We start from the raw sequence: 18352 nt of genomic DNA on the forward strand, positions 1-18352 counted from the left end.
GCCAGTCACCATTTCCCGCTGAGACTGCGAATCATAAGAGATACCCGATCCCTGATCGGCGCTGGTGGCAATGTGCCATGAGCCACGCGTTCCGGTGCCATGGCTGCACGGCGCAAGACTGCTCCGGCCTGCCACGCGGCCAGCAATGCAGGCGCGGCCGCCCGGCTGACGTTGCCGCGCGCTGCGCGAGCACGTTGTAGTCGCGCCAATCCATCGCGCGCCAGTTCGGTGATGGCGGCGGGGCGTCCGTCGACCAGCGGCACACGTTTGGCGGCCTCCAGCTGCGGGATTGCGCGCAGGAACCCGGCCAATCCGGCCGCATAGCCCGCATCCAGTACCGGCGATGCCTCGGCAGGGCCGAGTGCGCGGGCCGCGACCAGCATCAGGTGAGCGGATGTTTCGGTCAGGTAGCGGTCAAAATGCGCTGCGTCCTCAAAGGCATCCTTGTAAATGTCCCAACGTCGTGCCGCGATCAACGTATCCAGCAATGCCGCGCCGTTTGCGTCCAGAATACGGGCCAGAGGCGTGACAACTTCGTGCCGTCGCACCGGGCCGCCCGCTTTGATTTCCTCCAGTGCATCGCGCCACCATTGCAGACGCATTTCGGCGATCATGGGTTCCTCTGTCAGCCACGGGGCGCGGGCGACCTCGACATTGAACGCATAAATGGGAAACAGGACGCGACGCGCTACCACGGGGGCGGCCATCGCGGTCATGAACCGGCTAGGGTCCCCGCGCTGCACGATCCCGGCGCAGGCGATTTCGTCATCGTCGAGCGGGCGCGCATTCATTCGACCGAACCGACCTGCGTGTTCGTGCTTTCGCTTTCGCGGATAAGCTTCCAGTTGATCGCGTCGATCAGGGCATCGAATGATGCGTCGACGATGTTTGGACTGACGCCCACGGTGGACCAACGACGCCCCTGACCATCCTCGCTGTCAATGATGACGCGGGTCACGGCCTCTGTTCCGCCTTGGGTGATGCGGACCTTGAAGTCGACCAGATGCATGTCCTCGATCGCGGCCTGATAGCGTCCCAGATCCTTGGCCAGCGCCTTGGCCAGCGCGTTGACAGGGCCACGGTCGCTGCCTGCACTGTCCATGGATTCACTGACTGACAGCTTTTTCTCGCCATCGACTTTGACCACAACGACCGCCTCGGACAGGGACACCATCCGGTTACGCTTGTTTTTGCGCCGCTCCACTGTGACTTTGTAGCGTTTGACTTCAAAGAATTCCGGCAAAAGCCCCAGCTCAGCCCGGGCGAGTAGTTCGAAAGACGCCTGCGCGCTGTCGTAGGTATATCCGCGATCCTCGCGCACCTTGATCTCGTCCAGAATACGGGCCAGCGCGGGATTGTCATCCGCCACATCCAGCCCGGCCTCTGCCAAGCGGCGGCGCAGGTTCGACTGACCCGCCTGATTGGACATCGGGATGATCCGCGCGTTGCCCACCAGTGCGGGGTCAATATGTTCGTAGGTGGTCGGGTCCTTGAGGATCGCGCTGGCGTGCAGCCCGGCCTTGTGCGCAAAGGCCGACGCACCGACATAGGCCGCCTGTCGCATCGGAACGCGGTTCAGGATATCGTCCAATTGGCGGCTGATCTGCGTCAGACCCAGCAGCGCGTCGGGTGTAACTCCAGTCTCATAGGTGCTGGCATAGGGTTCTTTTAGCAGCAGCGTCGGGATCAGTGTCGTGAGGTTGGCATTGCCGCATCGCTCGCCCAGCCCGTTCAGCGTGCCCTGCACCTGACGCGCGCCTGCGTCGATGGCGGCCAGCGAGCCGGCAACGGCGTTTTCGGTGTCGTTATGGGTGTGGATACCCAGATGATCACCGGGGATGCCTGCCGCGATAACCTGCGCTGTGATGCGCCCGATGTCCTGTGGCAGGGTGCCGCCGTTGGTGTCGCAGAGTACGACCCAGCGCGCACCGGCACCATAGGCGGCCTTTGCCGCCCGCAGCGCATAGTCGGGATTGGCGCGATAGCCGTCAAAGAAATGCTCGGCGTCGAACAGCGCCTCGCGCCCCTGCGCGGTGATATAGGCAATTGAGCGCGCGATATTTTCGATATTCTCGTCCAGCGTGATCCCCAGCGCAGTGGTCACGTGAAAATCGTGGGTTTTGCCGACAATGCAGACGGCGGGTGTTCCCGCGTTCAGCACGGCGGCCAGCACATCGTCGTTTTCAGCAGAGCGGCCAGCGCGTTTGGTCATGCCGAAGGCAGTCATGGCGGCGCGGGTTTTTGGCGCGGCACCGAAAAAGGCGCTGTCGGTCGGGTTCGCACCGGGCCAGCCGCCTTCGATATAGTCGATGCCAAGCTGGTCAAGCGCCTCGGCGATGCGGATCTTCTCGGGCGTGGAGAATTGCACGCCCTGCGTCTGCTGCCCGTCCCGCAGGGTGGTGTCGTAGAGGGTGATGCGGGTTCTTGTCATGGCATCCGCCCTTGCGATTTATCGCGGTCGTGGCGCTTGCGGCACGGCCAGCCCCCGACCGCCCCCCCGGGCGGGGGCTTCACCCCCACCCGCGGCCGGGGGCTGGCCTTTAATGGGGTCGGAGGGGTCAAACCAGATTCTCCAACTTCGCGGGGTCGAAGTGAGGCAATCGAGTGGTTTCTATGCCTTCGCGTGTAATTTTCACCTCAACACCAGCGGCGATGAGCGCGTCTCGCAATCGGTCGGCTTCAGCGAAATCTTTGTTTTTTCGCGCTTCGATGATCCTTGCGGATAGATCATCAAGTGCAAAAACTTCGTTAACCGCTCGAATAACAACGCCGCGGAATTCATCCTTCTCACGTGCAGCATCGATTGCGGTAGGAGAATCTTTCAGATCAAACCCTAGAAGCCTTTGGCTTGAATAGAGTGCTAATAGGTGCTCCTTAAGTGCATCTTGATCGTGGGGTCGATTTTTCCCAGCTTCACGAATAGCATTGATTGCAGAAACGCTATCTAGCTCGTCCGAAAGAAAATCCACCACGTCTGGCAGTGGTTTTGTGGCGTGGAGTTTGTTTCGCATTTCCTCGCCTCCTCGTCCCAACATCCGAGCAAAATCCGTCACGGCAACTGCTGCCTCATGTCGCCGTTTTACACTTAGGTCCATCAGTGAGCGGTAGTGGGACAATAAGAACGACATTCTGATTTCATCCCCTGTCATTGCTCTACTCAAAAGGGGGGCTGTGCCGTCTAGGATTTGTCGCACGGTAAAGAAGTTGCCCAAGCTCTTGGACATCTTCTTGCCCTCGACCTGCAGCATCTCGTTATGCATCCAGACCTGCGCGAAACCGCCCTCGGGATGGGCGCAGCAGCTCTGCGCGATCTCGTTCTCGTGGTGCGGGAACATCAGGTCGTTGCCGCCGCCGTGAATGTCAAAGCTTTCGCCCAGTAATTCATAGGCCATGGCCGAGCATTCTATATGCCAGCCGGGCCGCCCGCGCCCCCATGGGCTGTCCCAGCCGGGCAGGTCATCCGAGGACGGTTTCCACAGCACGAAATCCATCGGGTTGCGCTTGTAGGGCGCGACTTCGACTCGTGCGCCGGCAATCATATCATCGACCGTCCGACCGGATAGCGCGCCATATTCTGTATAGCTCTCAACAGCGAACAGGACGTGGCCCTCGGCCTCGTACGCGTGGCTCTTGGCAATCAGATCCTCTATCATCGCTACCATCTGCGGGATGAACTGGGTCGCGCGCGGCATCGCGTCGGGCTCCAATGCGCCGAGTGCGCCCATGTCGTCCAGAAACCACTGGATCGTCTCTTCGGTGATGTCCCCGATCTTGCGATTGTCGGCGGCCGCGCGTGCGTTGATCTTGTCATCGACGTCGGTAAAGTTGCGCACGTAAGTCACGTGATCGTCGCCATAAACATGGCGTAGCAGCCGGTTCAGCACATCGAATACCACCACGGGCCGGGCGTTGCCCAGATGGGCGCGGTCATAGACGGTGGGGCCACAGACATACATCCGCACATTGTCCGGATCTAGAGGTGTGAACGCCTCCTTGCGGCGGGTCTTGGTGTTGTGCAGCTTGATCGTCGTCATGGCGTATCCTCGCGCGCAGGGTTGCGGCGGGCTTAGCAACTAACTCTCAAATTTGGAATAGTAGACCGACCCGCCCGAGATGTCTCAGCAGGGAATGCAGCAGATAATGGTGCAGGTCTTGGTCATGGCGGCAACTTTATGGGCGGCGCGGCGGCGGGTCAAGCGGTGTTGGAATCCCGACGTCGGTATCACGTCGGTATTCTGTCGGTATCGCGTCAGCGCCCGGTGGGTGGACTAACGACCAAAGCTCTGATGGCTGCGCAGCGCACAACGGTTGCCGTCTGGATCATGGAACTCTGCCGTTTCGCCCCATTTGTGATGCTGATGGCTCACGGTAACACCATGCTGTCGCAGATGCAGGATATCCTCGGCGATATGACATGTGTTGAACCGCAGCTTGACCGGCCCGTTCTCGGATGTTCTGCCCTGCGTCACAGCCTGCCCGCCGGGCTCTACCATCAAATACGTGCCGCCAAGATCAAAGGCTGTCAGCCTCTCGGTCTCGGTGTCTTTCTCTAACATCACTGGCAGACCGAGGATGTCGCGATAAAACCCGACGCAACTGATGTAATGTTCGGTGTTCAGTATGAGACCGCATTGCTCAAAACGCATAGACAGTTCCTATTTCTTCTTGCGAAAAATATCCCCGCCGGAGGCACCGGCCAGTGCCCCCGGCGATGCCGTCAGTTGTAGTGGACCACTTCGAATTCGATCCCGTCCGGTCCGTCGAAATAGAACCGCGTGCCGGGTTCGTAATCGGCGTGATTGTGTGGTTCATATCCGGCGGCTGTCACGCGGGCCTCAATCATGGTGATATCGTCCACCACCACGCCGACATGGTTGAGGCCAGACACCTGTGCATAGTTGTCGCCCGCCGGGACAAGCGTCTTGTTCGGGTTATAGAGTGCCAGATAGCTGTCGTCGTTGCCCACATGCACAGTGTAGCCATCATTCAGCGCGGCCCCCTCCCAGCGGATATGCCAGTCAAACAGATCGCACAGGATCTTGGCGCTGGCCTTGGGGTCGGGGACGGTGATGTTCACATGTTCCAAATGCATCGTTTCCTCTTTCTCTTTGAGTTGCATCGGAATCTAGTGTAATTATTAAAGTATACTTTAATGCAATAGGAAAAATACCAATGCAGTCCAGTCGTTTATCGAATCGCGGTTTGTCGATTGGTCAGGTTGCGACGCGCACGGGGCTCGCCCCTTCGGCGATACGGTATTACGAAACCGAAGGATTGGTGGCGCCTGACCGGACCGACACAGGGCAGCGCCGCTATGCGCGATCCGACATTCGGCGGCTGTCCTTCGTGATGATCAGTCAGGGTCTCGGCTTTACCATCGCGGAAATCCGCGAGGCGCTGGGCGGTCTGCCGGGTGATCGCACCCCGGACAAGCGTGACTGGGCGCGGATCTCAGCCCGGTTCGGCGCGGTGCTGGATGCTCGGATCGCACAAATGCAGGCGCTGCGAGAAAAGCTGGACGGCTGCATCGGCTGTGGCTGTCTGTCGTTGCGGACCTGTGCGTTATACAATCCGCGTGATGATGCGCGCAGGCACGGGGCCGGACCGCGCTATTTGATGGGCGACCGCAGCGATAGCGATTGACATCCCCGTGTCGCGCTGGCTGTGTCCGTTGACCAAAGAGGGAGGTGCGGCATGCAGGTATCGAAACGGTTGAAAAATGTCACGGTCGGCGGCTCGGATGGGTGGGGGGTTTTCTATCGGTCGCGCCAGATGAAGGCACAAGGAATTCCCGTAGTCGAGCTGACAGTGGGAGAGCATGACATCGCCACCGATCCCGAGATATTGAAGGCGATGCATCAGGCCGGGCTGGATGGCTATGTCGGATACCAGGACTTTCAGGGATTGCTGCAATTGCGCGAGCGCGTTGCGGACCGCGTGCAGCGCACCACCGGCGTGCTGACCAACCCGGATCAGGTGCTGATCGTGCCGGGCGGTCAGGCGGGTCTCTTTGCGACACATAACCTGACCTGTGACGAGGGTGATACCGCCCTCTATATCGAGCCATATTATACGACATATCCCGGCACCATTCGTTCTGTCGGCGGGGTTCCTTGCGCCATTCAGGCCCATGCTGCCAACGGATTTCAGCCCGACCCGGCGGACATCGCCAAGGTTGCGTCGAACGCGCGCTCATTGCTGATCAACTCTCCGAACAATCCGACCGGCGTGATCTATTCACAGGAAACGATGGAAGGGATCGCGCAGGTATGCCGCGATGAGGATTTGTGGCTGATTTCGGACGAGGTATATGACACGCAGGTGTGGAACGGTACACATCTCAGCCCGAGGGCTTTGCCCGATATGGCGGAACGTACTCTGGTCATCGGGTCGATGTCGAAGAGTCATGCGATGACCGGTAGCCGTATCGGCTGGGTCGTTGGCCCAGAGGAGGCCGTCGGGTACATGGGCGACCTTGCGACGCATACCACCTACGGCGTGCCGGGGTTCATCCAGATGGCGGCGGTTCATGCGCTGGATATGGGGTCCGAGTTCGAAGCTAGAATCGCCGCACCGTTCCGGCGGCGGCGCGATCTGGTGATGGGAGTTCTCAAGGGGCAGAATGTGGTTCGCGCTATTCCGGCAGAGGGTGCGATGTACGCGATGCTGGATATCCGGTTGACGGGGATGACGGGTGAAGAATTTGCCATGGAGTTTCTGGAAGCGCACCACGTGGCGGTCATGCCGGGCGAAAGTTTTGGCGCGGCGGCGGGGGGGCATTTACGCGTGGCGCTGACGGTCGCGGATGACCGGCTGGAAGTTGCGCTGCGGCAGTTGCTGGCGTTCGCGACCGAACGCGCCGCGCGGGCGGCAGAGTAATGCGTCGCGGAGTGTTCTAAAAACGACATCGGTCGCAATTGGGACAGACAGTCTCTCTGACGGTGCCTTTAGCTGGGGCACCTTGAGGAGAAAATGGCTATGTCGCCATGCTGCAAGATTGCACTTGTGATCTATACGATTGGGGCCGAACGGGGACGCGCTGCGCGCGGGGGGCCGGTGTGGCGTTTCTGACGCTTCACCCCTGACCTTCACCCGCAGACACGGGAACCCCATAGATGACAGACACCCTTTCGCGCCGCTCTGGTGGCCGCGCCGCCCGCCGCGCCAGTCGTGCCGCCCCCTTAATTGACAGCCTGCGCCCAATTCGGCCCGGCATGTCCGGTGGACAATACAAACCATTGAGTGATGCGGACGTGATGCGCATTCACCAGACGGCGCTTGATGCACTGGAACAGATCGGTCTGGCGGATGCGCCGCCCAGCGGGGTGGAATATCTGACCAGAGCGGGTGCCATTCTAGGCGATGACGGGCGGCTGCGATTCCCACGGGCCCTGATCGAGGACACGGTGGCGCGGGCGACCAAAGAGATCACCCTGTTCGGGCGCGACCCGCGCCATGACATGCATCTGACCGGGGCCAAGGTGCATTTTGGTACGGCCGGCGCTGCCGTTCACATGGTTGACGTGGATGGGCGCAACTACCGCGAATGCACGGTGCAGGATCTGCATGACGCCGCGCGCATTGCTGATGTGCTGGACAACATCCATTTCGTGCAGCGGCCCATGGTGTGCCGGGACATCTACGACAATTTCGAAATGGACATGAACACCGTCTATGCCTGCTGCGGGGGCACCACGAAACACGTCGGCACATCCTTTACTGACCCGAGCTATGTCAAGGGTGCGCTGGAAATGCTGCACCTGATAGCGGGCGGCGAGGACAAGTGGCGCGCGCGGCCTTTTGTCAGTAATTCCAACTGCTTCGTCGTGCCGCCAATGAAGTTCGCGACAGAGGCTTGTCAGGTGATGGAAGCCTGTATCGAAGGCGGGATGCCGGTATTGCTGCTGAGTGCGGGCATGGCGGGGGCCACTGCGCCATCGACCATTGCGGGGGCGATTGTGCAGGCCACGGCGGAATGTCTGGCGGGGCTGGTCTATGTGAATGCGGTGAAGCCGGGGCATCCCGCCATCTTTGGCACGTGGCCCTTTGGGCTGGATCTGCGGACGGGCGCGATGACTGGCGGATCGGGTGAGCAGGCACTGCTGAGTGCGGGCTGCGCGCAGATGCACAAATTCTACGGTGTGCCCGGTGGGGCCGTGGGCGGCATCACCGATGCCAAGCTGCCGGACATGCAGGCCGGTTGGGAGGCAATGTGTTCGAACGTGATGTCGGGCCTGAGCGGGCTGAACATGGTCTACGAGGCGGCTGGCATGCATGCGTCGCTGCTGGGGTTCTGCCACGAATCTCTGATCCTCAGCGATGATTTGATCGGCCATGCGCTGCGTTGCGTGCGCGGGATCGAGGTGGATGACGAGACATTGGGGTTAGAGCAGATACGCGAGGTCTGCCTCGGCGGGCCGGGGCATTATCTGGGGACCGGGCAGACGCTGTCGCGGATGCAGTCGGACTACCAATATCCCAGTCTTGGCAACCGGATGAGCCCCAAGGAGTGGGACGAAAACGGCAAGCCGGATCTGTTGACAGAGACCATCGCGCGCAAGCAAGAGATACTGTCAGAGCGCGCTGCTGCCCGGTTTGATCCGGCCACCGACGCGGCGATTCGCAAGGCGTTTAACATCCATCTGCCTGCGTAGGGTGGGATGAGTCCGTGCGGGGCAATCCCGGCCCCGCACCATCTATCTGGCCAACATCCATTGCCCATCCGGCCAGAACGCGTGATAGGCAAAGGCGAACATCACGTCATGGGGCAGGTCGCGCCCGTCAGCGTCGCGGACCCGCACCGTGCCCACGTCCTTGCCATGAGCGATGACACCGGCATCAAGGGCCGATGATTGCCCGGCTTCCCAGCTTAGGGTGACATTGGCCTCGTTGATCGTGCCTTCGTCCCGGATGCGGGCCAACGTCCAAGCCCGGTCTTTGACGCGCACGACGCGCACCAGCGGCGGGATGCCATGTGGTGGATTCTCACCGTTATAGAGGAACGGTCGTTTCAGGCTGTCATAGCCCAGATATGGATTGCGCCCGTATTGACGGCCGCTGCCCGGCTCTGACATCACCAGCCCGTCGGGATTGCGAGCCTTGTATTGTGCCCAGCTTTCCATCCAACTGGGCAAGGCCTTTAGCTTGGTGCCCATCAGGTCACCGACGAGGGCCGTGCCGATGGCCTGTTGCCACCAGCTTTGGGTTTCGCGGTCGTACATTATCATATCCGAATTGCGCAGCTTGCCCGAAACCCCAAAGCTGAGCGTGCCTTTATCGATGCGGCGGTCAAAGGTGATGCCGGAATTGCACAACGGGCAAAAAGTGACGGCGACCGGCACCCCGCCCACCGTATCGTTAACGATTTCGTGCCACATCAAGTAGCGGACCGGGTAGGCGCGTGGCGAGGAGCCGGCGATTTCGAGCGTGATGACAGGCTCTGTTGGTTTGATCCGTGTTTCATCCGCGACGTTATGAAATTCTGGATCATGGATGGCGGGAATGCCGTCCTTTGGCGGGCCTCCGTCCATGATTTCGGTCCAACTGGCGATGGCGGATTTGTCAAAGTTGGTATCCGGCCATTCGTGTTTCCAGAAGTCCGGGCTGGCGTGGCTGGTGCCTGCGCTGACGATCAATGCGGTCAGAAAGATGAGCAATCGGGACATGCGCGCTCCTGTAGCTGGAATTGATTCAGCATGGCGCGCGCGCGTGCTTCTGACCAGCCCCCGCACGCGAAAGTGACAGGCGGTGGCGTCAGTCCTGTTCGTTTTGCTGTTCGTACTTTTCCATCACAGCGCCCCAGCGGCGATGGCGCATCAGCTTGCGAAAGGCGCGCTCCAGTTCATCGACTGCGTTGTTCTCGTACCAGCGGCCATGGGCGAGGATCATGCGCCGGGGTCGCCACGCAACCATCTGGTCGACGGCATCGGCCAGCTTTTCCTTGTCACGAAAGCTGAACTTCATATCGGGGGGCATTTTGCCGTCACTGTCGTCGATCCCGGCCAGCCAGATCAGTGGGCGCATCCAGAACGGCAGTTTGGCAGTCTCGAAATTCTCGATCAGGTCGGTGATGATCAGCGTTTCCGACAGGCGGTGAAAGAAGACAGCCTCGCGGTGGATCTTGCTGCCTTCTACGATGATCTGGTCGATCTGTCCGGCCCAAGGTGCCTCGGCCACAGGCCCGAGATCGTGGTCGAAATGCAGAGTCAGCCCCTTCTTTGCGGCGCGCTGCGCGACGCCGGGGGCGGCCCATGCGTGTGCGTCGGGCCATGCCGCCTGCCAGTCCGCGATATGAGCGTAGTGAATCCAGTTGGGCGCGATGAGGTGGCGCACCGGGCCAATCGCGTCCAGTTCGGCGCGCAGGCTGTCAGTCAGGTGAGTGGGGGAATGCACCCAGAGATCGCCATTTTCTAACCGTAACACGGTGGCGCGGGTGGAAAAGGGCAGACCCATGAACCGGATATGTGGCCCGTCGATCAACCAGATCGACGGGGCCACGGGTTTGGCAGTGTTCAGAGGCTCGTAGCCGGTTGGGCGCGCCGCTGCCGTCATGGGATCAGTCGATCACCTTGACCGATGTCATCACGTCGGGCTGGCCGATTACCGCGCCATTCCCGCCGAGGCCCAGCTTGATCGCATCGACTACGTCCATTCCGTCCGTCACCTTGCCGACGACGGTGTATGCGCCGTCTAGGTGGGGTTTGGGCGCCAGCATGATGAAGAACTGGCTGTTGGCGCTGTCGACACTTTTGCTGCGGGCCATGCCGACGACGCCGCGTTCAAACGGCACATCGGAAAATTCCTCCTTGAGGTCGGGCTTGTCCGAGCTGCCGCTGCCTGCACGGCGCATGTCGCCACCTTCCAGCGTGCCGTATTCGACATCGCCGGTCTGGGCCATGAAGCCGTCGATAACGCGGTGAAACACGACGCCATCATATGCGCCAGCCTCTGCCAGAGCGGCGATCTGCGCCACATGATTCGGTGCAACATCGTCCAGCAGGTCAATGGTGATCGTGCCGTTGGCCTCGCCTGCGACCTCGATCTGAAGCCCGGTGGCCAGTGCCGGGCTGGCCACGAGCAGTGCCAATGCGGTGAACGTGTTACGCATCATCGGCGGCGACCTTGACGCTGATCATGCGGTCGGGGTTGGCTGGTGGTTCGCCCTTGGTGATGGCGTCGACATGTTCCATGCCCTGAATGACGCGGCCATAGACCGTGTATTGACCGTTCAGAAAGTGGTTATCCGAGAAGTTGATGAAAAACTGGCTGTTGGCGCTGTCCGGGCTTTGGCTGCGCGCGGCGCCCAGAGTGCCACGGTCATGCGGGATCTTGCTGAATTCTGCCTTGAGGTTGGGCAAGTCGCTGCCGCCGGTGCCGGCCATGCGCGGGTTATAGTCCTTTTCCATGTTGGCATTCTGCACGTCACCTGACTGGGCCATAAAGCCGTCGATGACGCGGTGAAAGGCGACGTTGTCATAGGCGCCGGCGCGGGCCAGTTCCTTGATCCGGGCGCAATGGCCGGGGGCCACGTCGGGCAGCAGTTCAATCGCGACGGTTCCGCCGGACAGTTCCATCAGGATGGTGTTTTCGGGATCTTTGATTTCGGCCATCGGGGCCTCCTTTTGTCTGGTTTGTCCTGATACGTAGGGTCTTGGGTCCGGAATGCCAAGCGCAGAGGTTGACGGTACGGCGGGATCGGGCCATGAGAACCCGCGAGAGACAGAGCCAAGGGGTGCACGATGAGCTGGAAAACGCTGGATGACATGGACCTTGCGGGGCAGCGCGTGCTGACCCGTGTGGACATCAACGTGCCGGTCGAGAATGGCCGGGTCACCGATGCCACCCGGATCGAACGGATCGTGCCGACGATCAACGATATCCTCGCCCGCGGTGGCAAGCCGATGCTGATCGCCCATTTCGGACGCCCCAAGGGCAAGGTGGTGCTGGATATGTCGCTGCGCGTGGTTCTGGCGGCGCTCCGCGAGGCGCTGGGCCGGTCTGTGCGTCTGATCGAGACCTTGGAAGGGGCCGAAAACCTGACCGAAGAGGCGCGGGCCGCCGATGTGCTGCTGCTGGAGAATATCCGCTTTTACCCCGGTGAAGAGAAGAACGACCCCGATTTTGCCCGCCGTCTGGCGGGATTGGGCGACATTTACTGCAACGATGCGTTTTCTACCGCGCACCGGGCGCATGCCAGCACAACCGGCATTGCGCAACATTTGCCGTCCTGTGCGGGCCGCCTGATGCAGGCCGAACTGACCGCACTGGAGGCGGCGCTGGGCCGCCCGAAACGCCCGGTGGTCGCAGTGGTCGGCGGGGCCAAGGTATCGACCAAGCTGGACCTGTTGGGTAACCTTGTGGAGAAGGTCGACAATCTGGTGATCGGCGGCGGTATGGCCAACACGTTCCTTGCGGCGCAGGGGCTGTCGGTGGGCACGTCGCTGTGCGAACACGAGATGGCAGGCACCGCGCGAGAGATCATGGGCAAGGCGGCAGCGGCGGGCTGCGAGATCATCCTGCCAGCCGATATCGTGGTGGCAGGGGAATTCGCGGCGAATGCGCCGCACGAGGTTCTGGCGGTGCATTTGTGCCCTGATGATGCGATGATACTCGATGCGGGGCCGACCAGTGTGAAACGGCTGGCACGGGTGTTCGATGACGCGAAAACGCTGATCTGGAACGGGCCGCTGGGCGCGTTCGAGCTGGAGCCGTTCGATGCAGCCACCAACGCCGCCGCGCGCCACGCCGCAGAGTTGAGCAAGGCCGGGCAATTGGTATCGGTCGCGGGCGGTGGCGATACGGTGGCCGCGCTGAACAAGGCCGGCGCGGGGGATGATTTCACCTATATCTCGACCGCGGGTGGCGCTTTCCTCGAGTGGATGGAAGGCAAGGACCTGCCGGGTGTTGCGGCGCTGAAGATTACGGCCGCGTAAGGGGGGCGGATATTCCGTCAAGCCCCTTACCAGATGTGTTGATGATCGCGACCATGTCGGGCGCGATTGTCAAACGGGTGAACGTCCGCTGTGAGCCCAGAGTGACGGATGCTGCGCGTCTTATAAACGGCTGCTAAAATTGCGAGATTTCTCTTTTCGTCTGAATCTTGCGACTTCCCTCACCCAATCCATTTGATTTACGATTGATGAAATATCTATATTGGAGAAACTTGTTGAAATTTCATTTTATCGGTCTGTTTTTGTTGTTGCTGTCAACGACAAGAGCATTCGCGGACTGCCCGGCTGGCACGTGGGCCAGCAGTCTTTATCAAGGCCCTGGTGGCGGTCTGTATAAAGGACCGGGTGGCGGCATGTATGAAGGCCCAGGCGGCGGATTGTACCAAGGACCGGGCGGCGGATTGTACCAAGGACCGGGCGGCGGGATGTACGAAGGCCCAGGCGGTGGTCTTTACCAAGGCCTAGGCGGTGGTCTTTACCAAGGCCCAGGCGGCGGACTTTACCAAGGCCCAGGCGGCGGACTTTACCAAGGTCCAGGCGGCGGACTTTACGCAGGCCCCGGTGAGTTTTGCAGCAACCGACCGCCGTTGCCGGTTTTTGCGACTATTCTAGAACGCTGGGGTTATACTGAAGAGGCAGAACTGATCAGGTCATATCTTAATTGAAAAATTCGGAGAAACACATTGCATTTAGGGAGAGTAAGTATCTTTTTATGAGTGAATGCAGATAGAACAAAGCGGCCATTCAAGATACAAGCGCGAACGGCAGGTTTGTCCCACATAGTCGACATCCGGGGTGCTGAAACCGCCCCCGCAGATCTCTGTGAGGGCATCAAGCTAATCAGAACCATATTGCGTTCGGGATCTAATCTGGCCCTTCAACACATCTGGTAGGGGGCTTGATCGTCCATGCAGGGCTTTGGCGGGTGCGGCCGGCAAAGGTAAGGGATTCCGCTATTGTGCGGTGCGTAGCCGCTCGCGTAGCCTGTGGCAATCTCCCCTCGGACCAAAGGACGCCGTCATGCATGCTCTGAAATCCGCCACACTCGCTATCTGTGCCTGTCTTGCGCTGCCCGTGGGTGCGATTGCCGAAGGCGATCCAAAGCCGGGGTTTATGGACCTGATTACGCCGGACGCGATTGCAGGGTCGGTGGCCAGCGTTGCCATCTCTGCGCTGCGCACGCAGATGGAGGTCGAATACGACCATATGGAAACCGACGTGATGCGCGGCACTGTGGCGCTGTCGGGCGTGACGCTGCGCCCGCAACTGTCCTATGACCGCGCGCGCCAATGCGAGATCACGCTGGCCCGCGTCCGGTTCGATATTGGCAAGCACCGTCCGTTGTTGGCGGCATCGAACGTGTCGGCCACGGCAATAGGCGCGAAGGCCAATATCGCCTGTTTGGAGCGTGACATCGGTCTGATGCTGCGCAGTGCAGGCTATGCCGAGATCGAGGTGGATCGGTTGGTCTACGAGATGGATTATTTCCACGGCTCTGGCGAGATTCGCACCAATATTTCGGCCACGATCAATGATCTGGCGACGGTCGATGTGGCCATGTCCGGTGCGATCCTGCCCCGGCTGGATCGTTACGGCTATGCCGGTGATCCGGCAGTGCGGCTGCACCGTGCGGTTCTGGGCGTGCAGGACCATGGCGGCTGGGCGCGGCTGTCGCAGTTGATGCCCGAGAACCTGCGCCAGCCGGATATCATTCGCGGCATTGGCACCGAAGAGCTGACCAATATGCTAAGCCAGAACGGGACCCGGGCGCTGACCTCGACCGAACGGAGATTCATCGATGATCTGATGGATCACGTGGCGCGTTTCGTTCGCGAACCCGGCGAGATTACCATTGAGGCGGAATTGCCGGTGGGTGGCATTGTGATCGAGCCGGAAGTGTACCAGTCGCCTGAAGAGCTGCTTCAGGCGCTGGCACCCGATGCACGTTCTGCCCCATTGGCGCAGTCACAGTTGATCAGCTCCGATCTGTTGTCGCGCACCAATGGCGAGTTAACGCGTGCGGAGCGGCTGGAACTGGCCGGGGCGTTGCTGGAGGGGCGTGGCCTGCCCCGCGCCGAGGCACTGGTGCCGGAACTGTTGGCGCAGATGGTGGACGCGACCAGCGCCGATGGCGCACAGGCGGCGTTGCTGACGGCGCGGGCGTTGATGCCACATGATGCGCGATCCGCCTATCTGCATGCGCTGATCGCCAGCGAGGCGCGTCTGCCCGAGGCGGTGCCGCTGCTGGATGCGCTGGAGGCGCGCATGACGACGGTTGCGGTGATTGAGACGCAAAAGGCGTATCTGGATGACAGTGATGCCGTTGTTGGGATTGACGCCCTGCCTGCGGATGGCGATGTGCGCGAGGTGAGGCGCATGGCGCTGGCGCGGTTCACCGGGCTGGGCGCGGCGCGGTCGTACCGGCTGGCGTATTACTATGCGCTGATTGCCGAAGCAGCAGGCGATATTGGTGCGCGTCCTCTGCGCGAGGATATCGAGGCGCGGTTCGCCAATCGCGGCGAGGACGTCACCGAGATGTGGATGCAGACACGCGCCAAGCTACAGGAACTGGCGTTAAAGGACTGGATCGAGCTGGATCTGGCGGCGCGGTTTGGTCGGAGTGACTGAATGACGGTTATGGTGTGGTGGGTGGTGCGCGTTAGCGCCACCACAATTGCAACGCACGCCACGCTCGCCTAGAAGCGGGGCAATTCGACCCATTCATTAGCGAGCGGAGCCGCCCACATGCCAAACCAGACCCAAGCCGAGAAGATGCGCAGCGCAGGCGGATTTATTGCCGCACTCGACCAAAGCGGTGGTTCTACCCCCAAGGCACTGAAGCTCTATGGCGTGGAAGAGAGCGCGTATGGTTCGGATGCAGAGATGTACGACCTGATCCACGCCATGCGGGCGCGCATCGCACAAGCCCCTGCCTTTACCGGGGAAAAGGTGATCGGGGCGATCCTGTTCGAGATGACGATGGATCGGCAGATTGATGGCAAACCCACGTCGCAGTTCCTGTGGGAAGAGCGCGGGGTCGTGCCGTTCCTGAAGGTGGATAAGGGGCTGGAGGACGAGGCCGATGGCGTGCGTCTGATGAAGCCGATGCCCGATCTGGATGCACTGCTGACGCGCGCCAATGCAGCGGGCATTTTCGGGACCAAGATGCGGTCAGTTATTGATGCCGCATCCGCCAGTGGCATTGCTGCCAACGTGGCGCAGCAATTCGAGGTTGGTAAGCAGATATTGAGTCACGACCTGATTCCGATCATCGAGCCCGAGGTGACGATCACCATCGCGGACAAGGCCGAGGCCGAGGATATTCTGCTGGCCGAGTTGACCAAGGCACTGGATGCGCTGCCCGAGGGCACGCAGGTGATGCTGAAGCTGACGCTGCCGGAAGTGGCAAACCATTACAAATCGCTGGTCGATCATCGTGCGGTCATGCGGGTTGTCGCCCTGTCGGGTGGGTATTCGCGTGACGAGGCCAATGACCGGCTGTCGCAGAATACGGGTGTCATCGCCAGCTTTAGCCGGGCGCTGACCGAAGGGCTGTCGGCGGATCAAAGCGATGCGGAATTCAACGCGACGATTTCCGACACGATTGACAGTATTCACCGGGCGTCTGTCGCGGGCTGAGGCGCGCGCAGCACCATGCGCGCGTGGCGTGTCAGCCCATGAGCCGCGCCAGTATCGCCGTCGTGTCCACACCGGTAATGGCCCCGGCGGTGCGCCCGCGCGCGTCCAGCCGGGTCGCGGCATAGGCGTCGCTGACGGCAGGGGGCGCGTGGCGGATCAGCACTGAGGCGGTCATCAGGGTGGCCAGACTTTCGACATACCAGCGCAGATCGGCCTCGTCCGGCAGGTTCGGAAACATCTGTATGTGCATTTTTAGCGCGGCGTCGTACTGGGCGGATTGGCCGGTGGCGGTGTTTAACTCTGCGCTGAGTATGTCAGTGGCGTCCGGGACGCTGTGCAGAGTGCGCAGGATGTCGAGGCAGATCACGTTACCCGACCCCTCCCAGATCGCATTAAGCGGGGCCTCTCGATAGAGCATTGGTAGGGGGGTGTCCTCGACATAGCCCATCCCGCCCAGGCATTCCATCGCCTCGTAGACCAGCGGCGGGCATAGCTTGTTCCCGAGGTATTTGGCCAACGCCACGCCCAGCCGTGCGAACACGCGATCCGCCTCGTCGGTGCTGTCAAAGGCGCGCGCGACATGCAGGCCAAGTGCGAGAGTGCCTTCCCAATCCAGCGTCAGATCGGCCAGCACCCGGCGCATCAGCGGCTGGTCGATCAGTTGCGCGCCGAAACTGCTGCGATGGGTGGCCCAGTGATGCGCCTCGGTCAATGCCACGCGCATCAGCCCGGCCGGGGCCATTGCCGTATCAAGGCGGGTGTGATGCACCATCTCGATGATCGTGCGGATGCCAGCGCCTTCATCGCCCAGCCGGTGGGCATAGGCGTCAGCGTATTCGATCTCTGCCGATGCGTTTGAGCGATTGCCGAGCTTGTCCTTTAGCCGCTGGATGTGGACGGCGTTGCGCGCGCCCTCGAGCCAGCGGGGCACGACAAAGCAAGTCAGGCCGCCGGGCGTCTGCGCCAGCGTCAGGAACCCGTCTGACATCGGCGCCGAGCAGAACCATTTGTGCCCGCGCAGGCGGTATAGATCACCGTCGCGGACAGCCTGCGTCGTGGTCCCGCGCAGGTCAGAGCCGCCCTGCTTTTCGGTCATCGCCATGCCCATTGTCGCTGCCGCTTTGTGCCGCAGGGGCGCGGGCGCAGGGTCGTGCATCCGTGCCGTCAGTTTCGGCACCCATTCGGCAAAGAGCGCCTGTGTCGCGCGCAGGGCGGGTACGGCGGCATAGGTCATGGTCATCGGGCAGCAAACGCCCGGTTCGACCTGACTGGTCAGGTACACCATCGCGGCATGTGTGCTGTGCCCGCCTTTGGCTCCTTCCCACGGCAGGGCTGCATAACCTCCGGTCAGTCCGATCTGCATCAGGTCGTGATAGGCCGGGTGGTAGTGCACCTCGTCCAGCCGCCGACCGCCTGCATCGAACAGAACGGCCTCGGGCGGGTGATGGTTCGCGGTGCGGCCTTTGGCGCGGATCTCGGCCCGGCCCAATTTTGCGCCGTACTGCGCCAGATGCGCGGCGTCTGCGGTGTGACCGTGATCCTGCAACGCCGGATCGTCTGCCCAGAGGTCCAGATCGCCACGCAGTTCAGGCTGGTTAGTGACGGCGTGTGTATCAGTCTCTGAATGGGGTGGGGAAATCGGCATCTGTGTCGCTCCTTTGGCGGAACCATTAAGCGGATCACACGTCCTGATTGCAACGCCTGAGATGTCCGCGCGCTGGAATGCGGGAAAGTGATTCCCAAACCGGGTGGAATATGCGAAT

Annotated in this window: 16 protein-coding genes; 6 read left to right on the top strand and 10 right to left on the bottom strand. The window is 61.2% G+C overall.

The genetic code is table 11. The annotated features are described in order from the left end of the window. Positions 1 to 5 precede the first annotated feature (5 nt). The 5 genes from N7U68_RS13395 to N7U68_RS13415 all read right to left on the bottom strand — a co-directional run bounded on the left by N7U68_RS13395 (position 6) and on the right by N7U68_RS13415 (position 5092). Positions 6 to 791 carry a squalene/phytoene synthase family protein gene (locus tag N7U68_RS13395; protein ID WP_263047124.1) on the bottom strand — a complete coding sequence of 262 codons (786 nt, stop codon included), beginning with the start codon at positions 789 to 791 and terminating at the stop codon, positions 6 to 8. After that, positions 788 to 2431: a citramalate synthase gene (cimA, locus tag N7U68_RS13400; RefSeq protein ID WP_263047125.1), complete on the bottom strand. Its 1644-nt coding sequence runs from the start codon at positions 2429 to 2431 to the stop codon at positions 788 to 790. Before cimA ends, N7U68_RS13395 begins: the two co-directional genes overlap by 4 nt. A gap of 127 nt (positions 2432 to 2558) precedes the next feature. After that, positions 2559 to 4034 carry a cysteine--tRNA ligase gene (gene cysS / locus N7U68_RS13405; protein WP_263047126.1) on the bottom strand — a complete coding sequence of 492 codons (1476 nt, stop codon included), beginning with the start codon at positions 4032 to 4034 and terminating at the stop codon, positions 2559 to 2561. Between the two features lie 234 nt (positions 4035 to 4268). Then, positions 4269 to 4646, bottom strand: coding sequence for a VOC family protein (locus tag N7U68_RS13410; protein WP_263047127.1), 378 nt, complete (start codon positions 4644 to 4646; stop codon positions 4269 to 4271). Between the two features lie 71 nt (positions 4647 to 4717). Next, positions 4718 to 5092: a VOC family protein gene (locus tag N7U68_RS13415; RefSeq protein WP_263047128.1), complete on the bottom strand. Its 375-nt coding sequence runs from the start codon at positions 5090 to 5092 to the stop codon at positions 4718 to 4720. A gap of 80 nt (positions 5093 to 5172) precedes the next feature. Between N7U68_RS13415 and soxR the strand changes: the two genes are divergently transcribed. The 3 genes from soxR to N7U68_RS13430 all read left to right on the top strand — a co-directional run bounded on the left by soxR (position 5173) and on the right by N7U68_RS13430 (position 8654). Further along, positions 5173 to 5643, top strand: coding sequence for a redox-sensitive transcriptional activator SoxR (gene soxR / locus N7U68_RS13420; protein ID WP_165194748.1), 471 nt, complete (start codon positions 5173 to 5175; stop codon positions 5641 to 5643). Positions 5644 to 5694: 51 nt separating this feature from the next. After that, positions 5695 to 6879, top strand: coding sequence for a pyridoxal phosphate-dependent aminotransferase (locus N7U68_RS13425; RefSeq protein ID WP_263047129.1), 1185 nt, complete (start codon positions 5695 to 5697; stop codon positions 6877 to 6879). A 236-nt stretch (positions 6880 to 7115) separates the two neighbouring features. Beyond that, positions 7116 to 8654 carry a trimethylamine methyltransferase family protein gene (locus N7U68_RS13430; protein ID WP_165194744.1) on the top strand — a complete coding sequence of 513 codons (1539 nt, stop codon included), beginning with the start codon at positions 7116 to 7118 and terminating at the stop codon, positions 8652 to 8654. Positions 8655 to 8696: 42 nt separating this feature from the next. Here the strand turns inward: N7U68_RS13430 and N7U68_RS13435 are convergent, their stop codons facing one another. The 4 genes from N7U68_RS13435 to N7U68_RS13450 all read right to left on the bottom strand — a co-directional run bounded on the left by N7U68_RS13435 (position 8697) and on the right by N7U68_RS13450 (position 11609). Next, on the bottom strand, positions 8697 to 9665 hold the full coding sequence (locus N7U68_RS13435) for a DUF3179 domain-containing protein (RefSeq protein ID WP_263047130.1): 969 nt from the start codon (positions 9663 to 9665) through the stop codon (positions 8697 to 8699). Positions 9666 to 9753: 88 nt separating this feature from the next. Continuing rightward, complete coding sequence (locus tag N7U68_RS13440) at positions 9754 to 10551, bottom strand: DUF4336 domain-containing protein (RefSeq protein ID WP_263047131.1); 798 nt, start codon at positions 10549 to 10551, stop codon at positions 9754 to 9756. 4 nt (positions 10552 to 10555) lie between these two features. Further along, positions 10556 to 11107 (bottom strand): peptidylprolyl isomerase, encoded by a 552-nt coding sequence (locus tag N7U68_RS13445; protein ID WP_373323008.1) that lies wholly within the window; start codon positions 11105 to 11107, stop codon positions 10556 to 10558. Then, positions 11100 to 11609, bottom strand: coding sequence for a peptidylprolyl isomerase (locus N7U68_RS13450; protein WP_165194738.1), 510 nt, complete (start codon positions 11607 to 11609; stop codon positions 11100 to 11102). The genes N7U68_RS13445 and N7U68_RS13450 overlap by 8 nt, the downstream gene beginning before the upstream one ends. Positions 11610 to 11738: 129 nt before the next feature. Between N7U68_RS13450 and N7U68_RS13455 the strand changes: the two genes are divergently transcribed. From N7U68_RS13455 to N7U68_RS13465, 3 genes are all read left to right on the top strand, one after another. Beyond that, positions 11739 to 12932: a phosphoglycerate kinase gene (locus N7U68_RS13455; RefSeq protein WP_263047132.1), complete on the top strand. Its 1194-nt coding sequence runs from the start codon at positions 11739 to 11741 to the stop codon at positions 12930 to 12932. A gap of 1038 nt (positions 12933 to 13970) precedes the next feature. Beyond that, the gene (locus tag N7U68_RS13460; RefSeq protein ID WP_263047133.1) at positions 13971 to 15578 is read left to right on the top strand and encodes a hypothetical protein; all 1608 of its coding nucleotides are present in this window, start codon (positions 13971 to 13973) and stop codon (positions 15576 to 15578) included. Positions 15579 to 15695: 117 nt separating this feature from the next. After that, the gene (locus tag N7U68_RS13465; protein ID WP_263047134.1) at positions 15696 to 16589 is read left to right on the top strand and encodes a fructose bisphosphate aldolase; all 894 of its coding nucleotides are present in this window, start codon (positions 15696 to 15698) and stop codon (positions 16587 to 16589) included. Positions 16590 to 16620: 31 nt separating this feature from the next. Here N7U68_RS13465 and N7U68_RS13470 read toward each other — a convergent pair whose 3' ends face one another. Continuing rightward, complete coding sequence (locus tag N7U68_RS13470) at positions 16621 to 18234, bottom strand: acyl-CoA dehydrogenase family protein (RefSeq protein ID WP_263047135.1); 1614 nt, start codon at positions 18232 to 18234, stop codon at positions 16621 to 16623. Positions 18235 to 18352: the final 118 nt, after the last annotated feature.

The organism is Roseovarius pelagicus (assembly GCF_025639885.1).
GTDB lineage: Bacteria > Pseudomonadota > Alphaproteobacteria > Rhodobacterales > Rhodobacteraceae > Roseovarius > Roseovarius pelagicus.

Coding starts and splice junctions, on each gene's coding strand:
- N7U68_RS13455 (WP_263047132.1), top strand. CDS start 11,739: ATGAGCTGGAAAACGCTGGATGACATGGACCTTGCGGGGCAGCGCGTG.
- soxR (WP_165194748.1), top strand. CDS start 5,173: ATGCAGTCCAGTCGTTTATCGAATCGCGGTTTGTCGATTGGTCAGGTT.
- N7U68_RS13415 (WP_263047128.1), bottom strand. CDS start 5,092: ATGCATTTGGAACATGTGAACATCACCGTCCCCGACCCCAAGGCCAGC.
- N7U68_RS13395 (WP_263047124.1), bottom strand. CDS start 791: ATGAATGCGCGCCCGCTCGACGATGACGAAATCGCCTGCGCCGGGATC.
- cysS (WP_263047126.1), bottom strand. CDS start 4,034: ATGACGACGATCAAGCTGCACAACACCAAGACCCGCCGCAAGGAGGCG.
- N7U68_RS13465 (WP_263047134.1), top strand. CDS start 15,696: ATGCCAAACCAGACCCAAGCCGAGAAGATGCGCAGCGCAGGCGGATTT.
- N7U68_RS13435 (WP_263047130.1), bottom strand. CDS start 9,665: ATGTCCCGATTGCTCATCTTTCTGACCGCATTGATCGTCAGCGCAGGC.
- N7U68_RS13445 (WP_373323008.1), bottom strand. CDS start 11,107: ATGCGTAACACGTTCACCGCATTGGCACTGCTCGTGGCCAGCCCGGCA.
- N7U68_RS13430 (WP_165194744.1), top strand. CDS start 7,116: ATGACAGACACCCTTTCGCGCCGCTCTGGTGGCCGCGCCGCCCGCCGC.
- N7U68_RS13470 (WP_263047135.1), bottom strand. CDS start 18,234: ATGCCGATTTCCCCACCCCATTCAGAGACTGATACACACGCCGTCACT.
- N7U68_RS13410 (WP_263047127.1), bottom strand. CDS start 4,646: ATGCGTTTTGAGCAATGCGGTCTCATACTGAACACCGAACATTACATC.
- N7U68_RS13450 (WP_165194738.1), bottom strand. CDS start 11,609: ATGGCCGAAATCAAAGATCCCGAAAACACCATCCTGATGGAACTGTCC.
- N7U68_RS13440 (WP_263047131.1), bottom strand. CDS start 10,551: ATGACGGCAGCGGCGCGCCCAACCGGCTACGAGCCTCTGAACACTGCC.
- N7U68_RS13425 (WP_263047129.1), top strand. CDS start 5,695: ATGCAGGTATCGAAACGGTTGAAAAATGTCACGGTCGGCGGCTCGGAT.
- N7U68_RS13460 (WP_263047133.1), top strand. CDS start 13,971: ATGCATGCTCTGAAATCCGCCACACTCGCTATCTGTGCCTGTCTTGCG.
- cimA (WP_263047125.1), bottom strand. CDS start 2,431: ATGACAAGAACCCGCATCACCCTCTACGACACCACCCTGCGGGACGGG.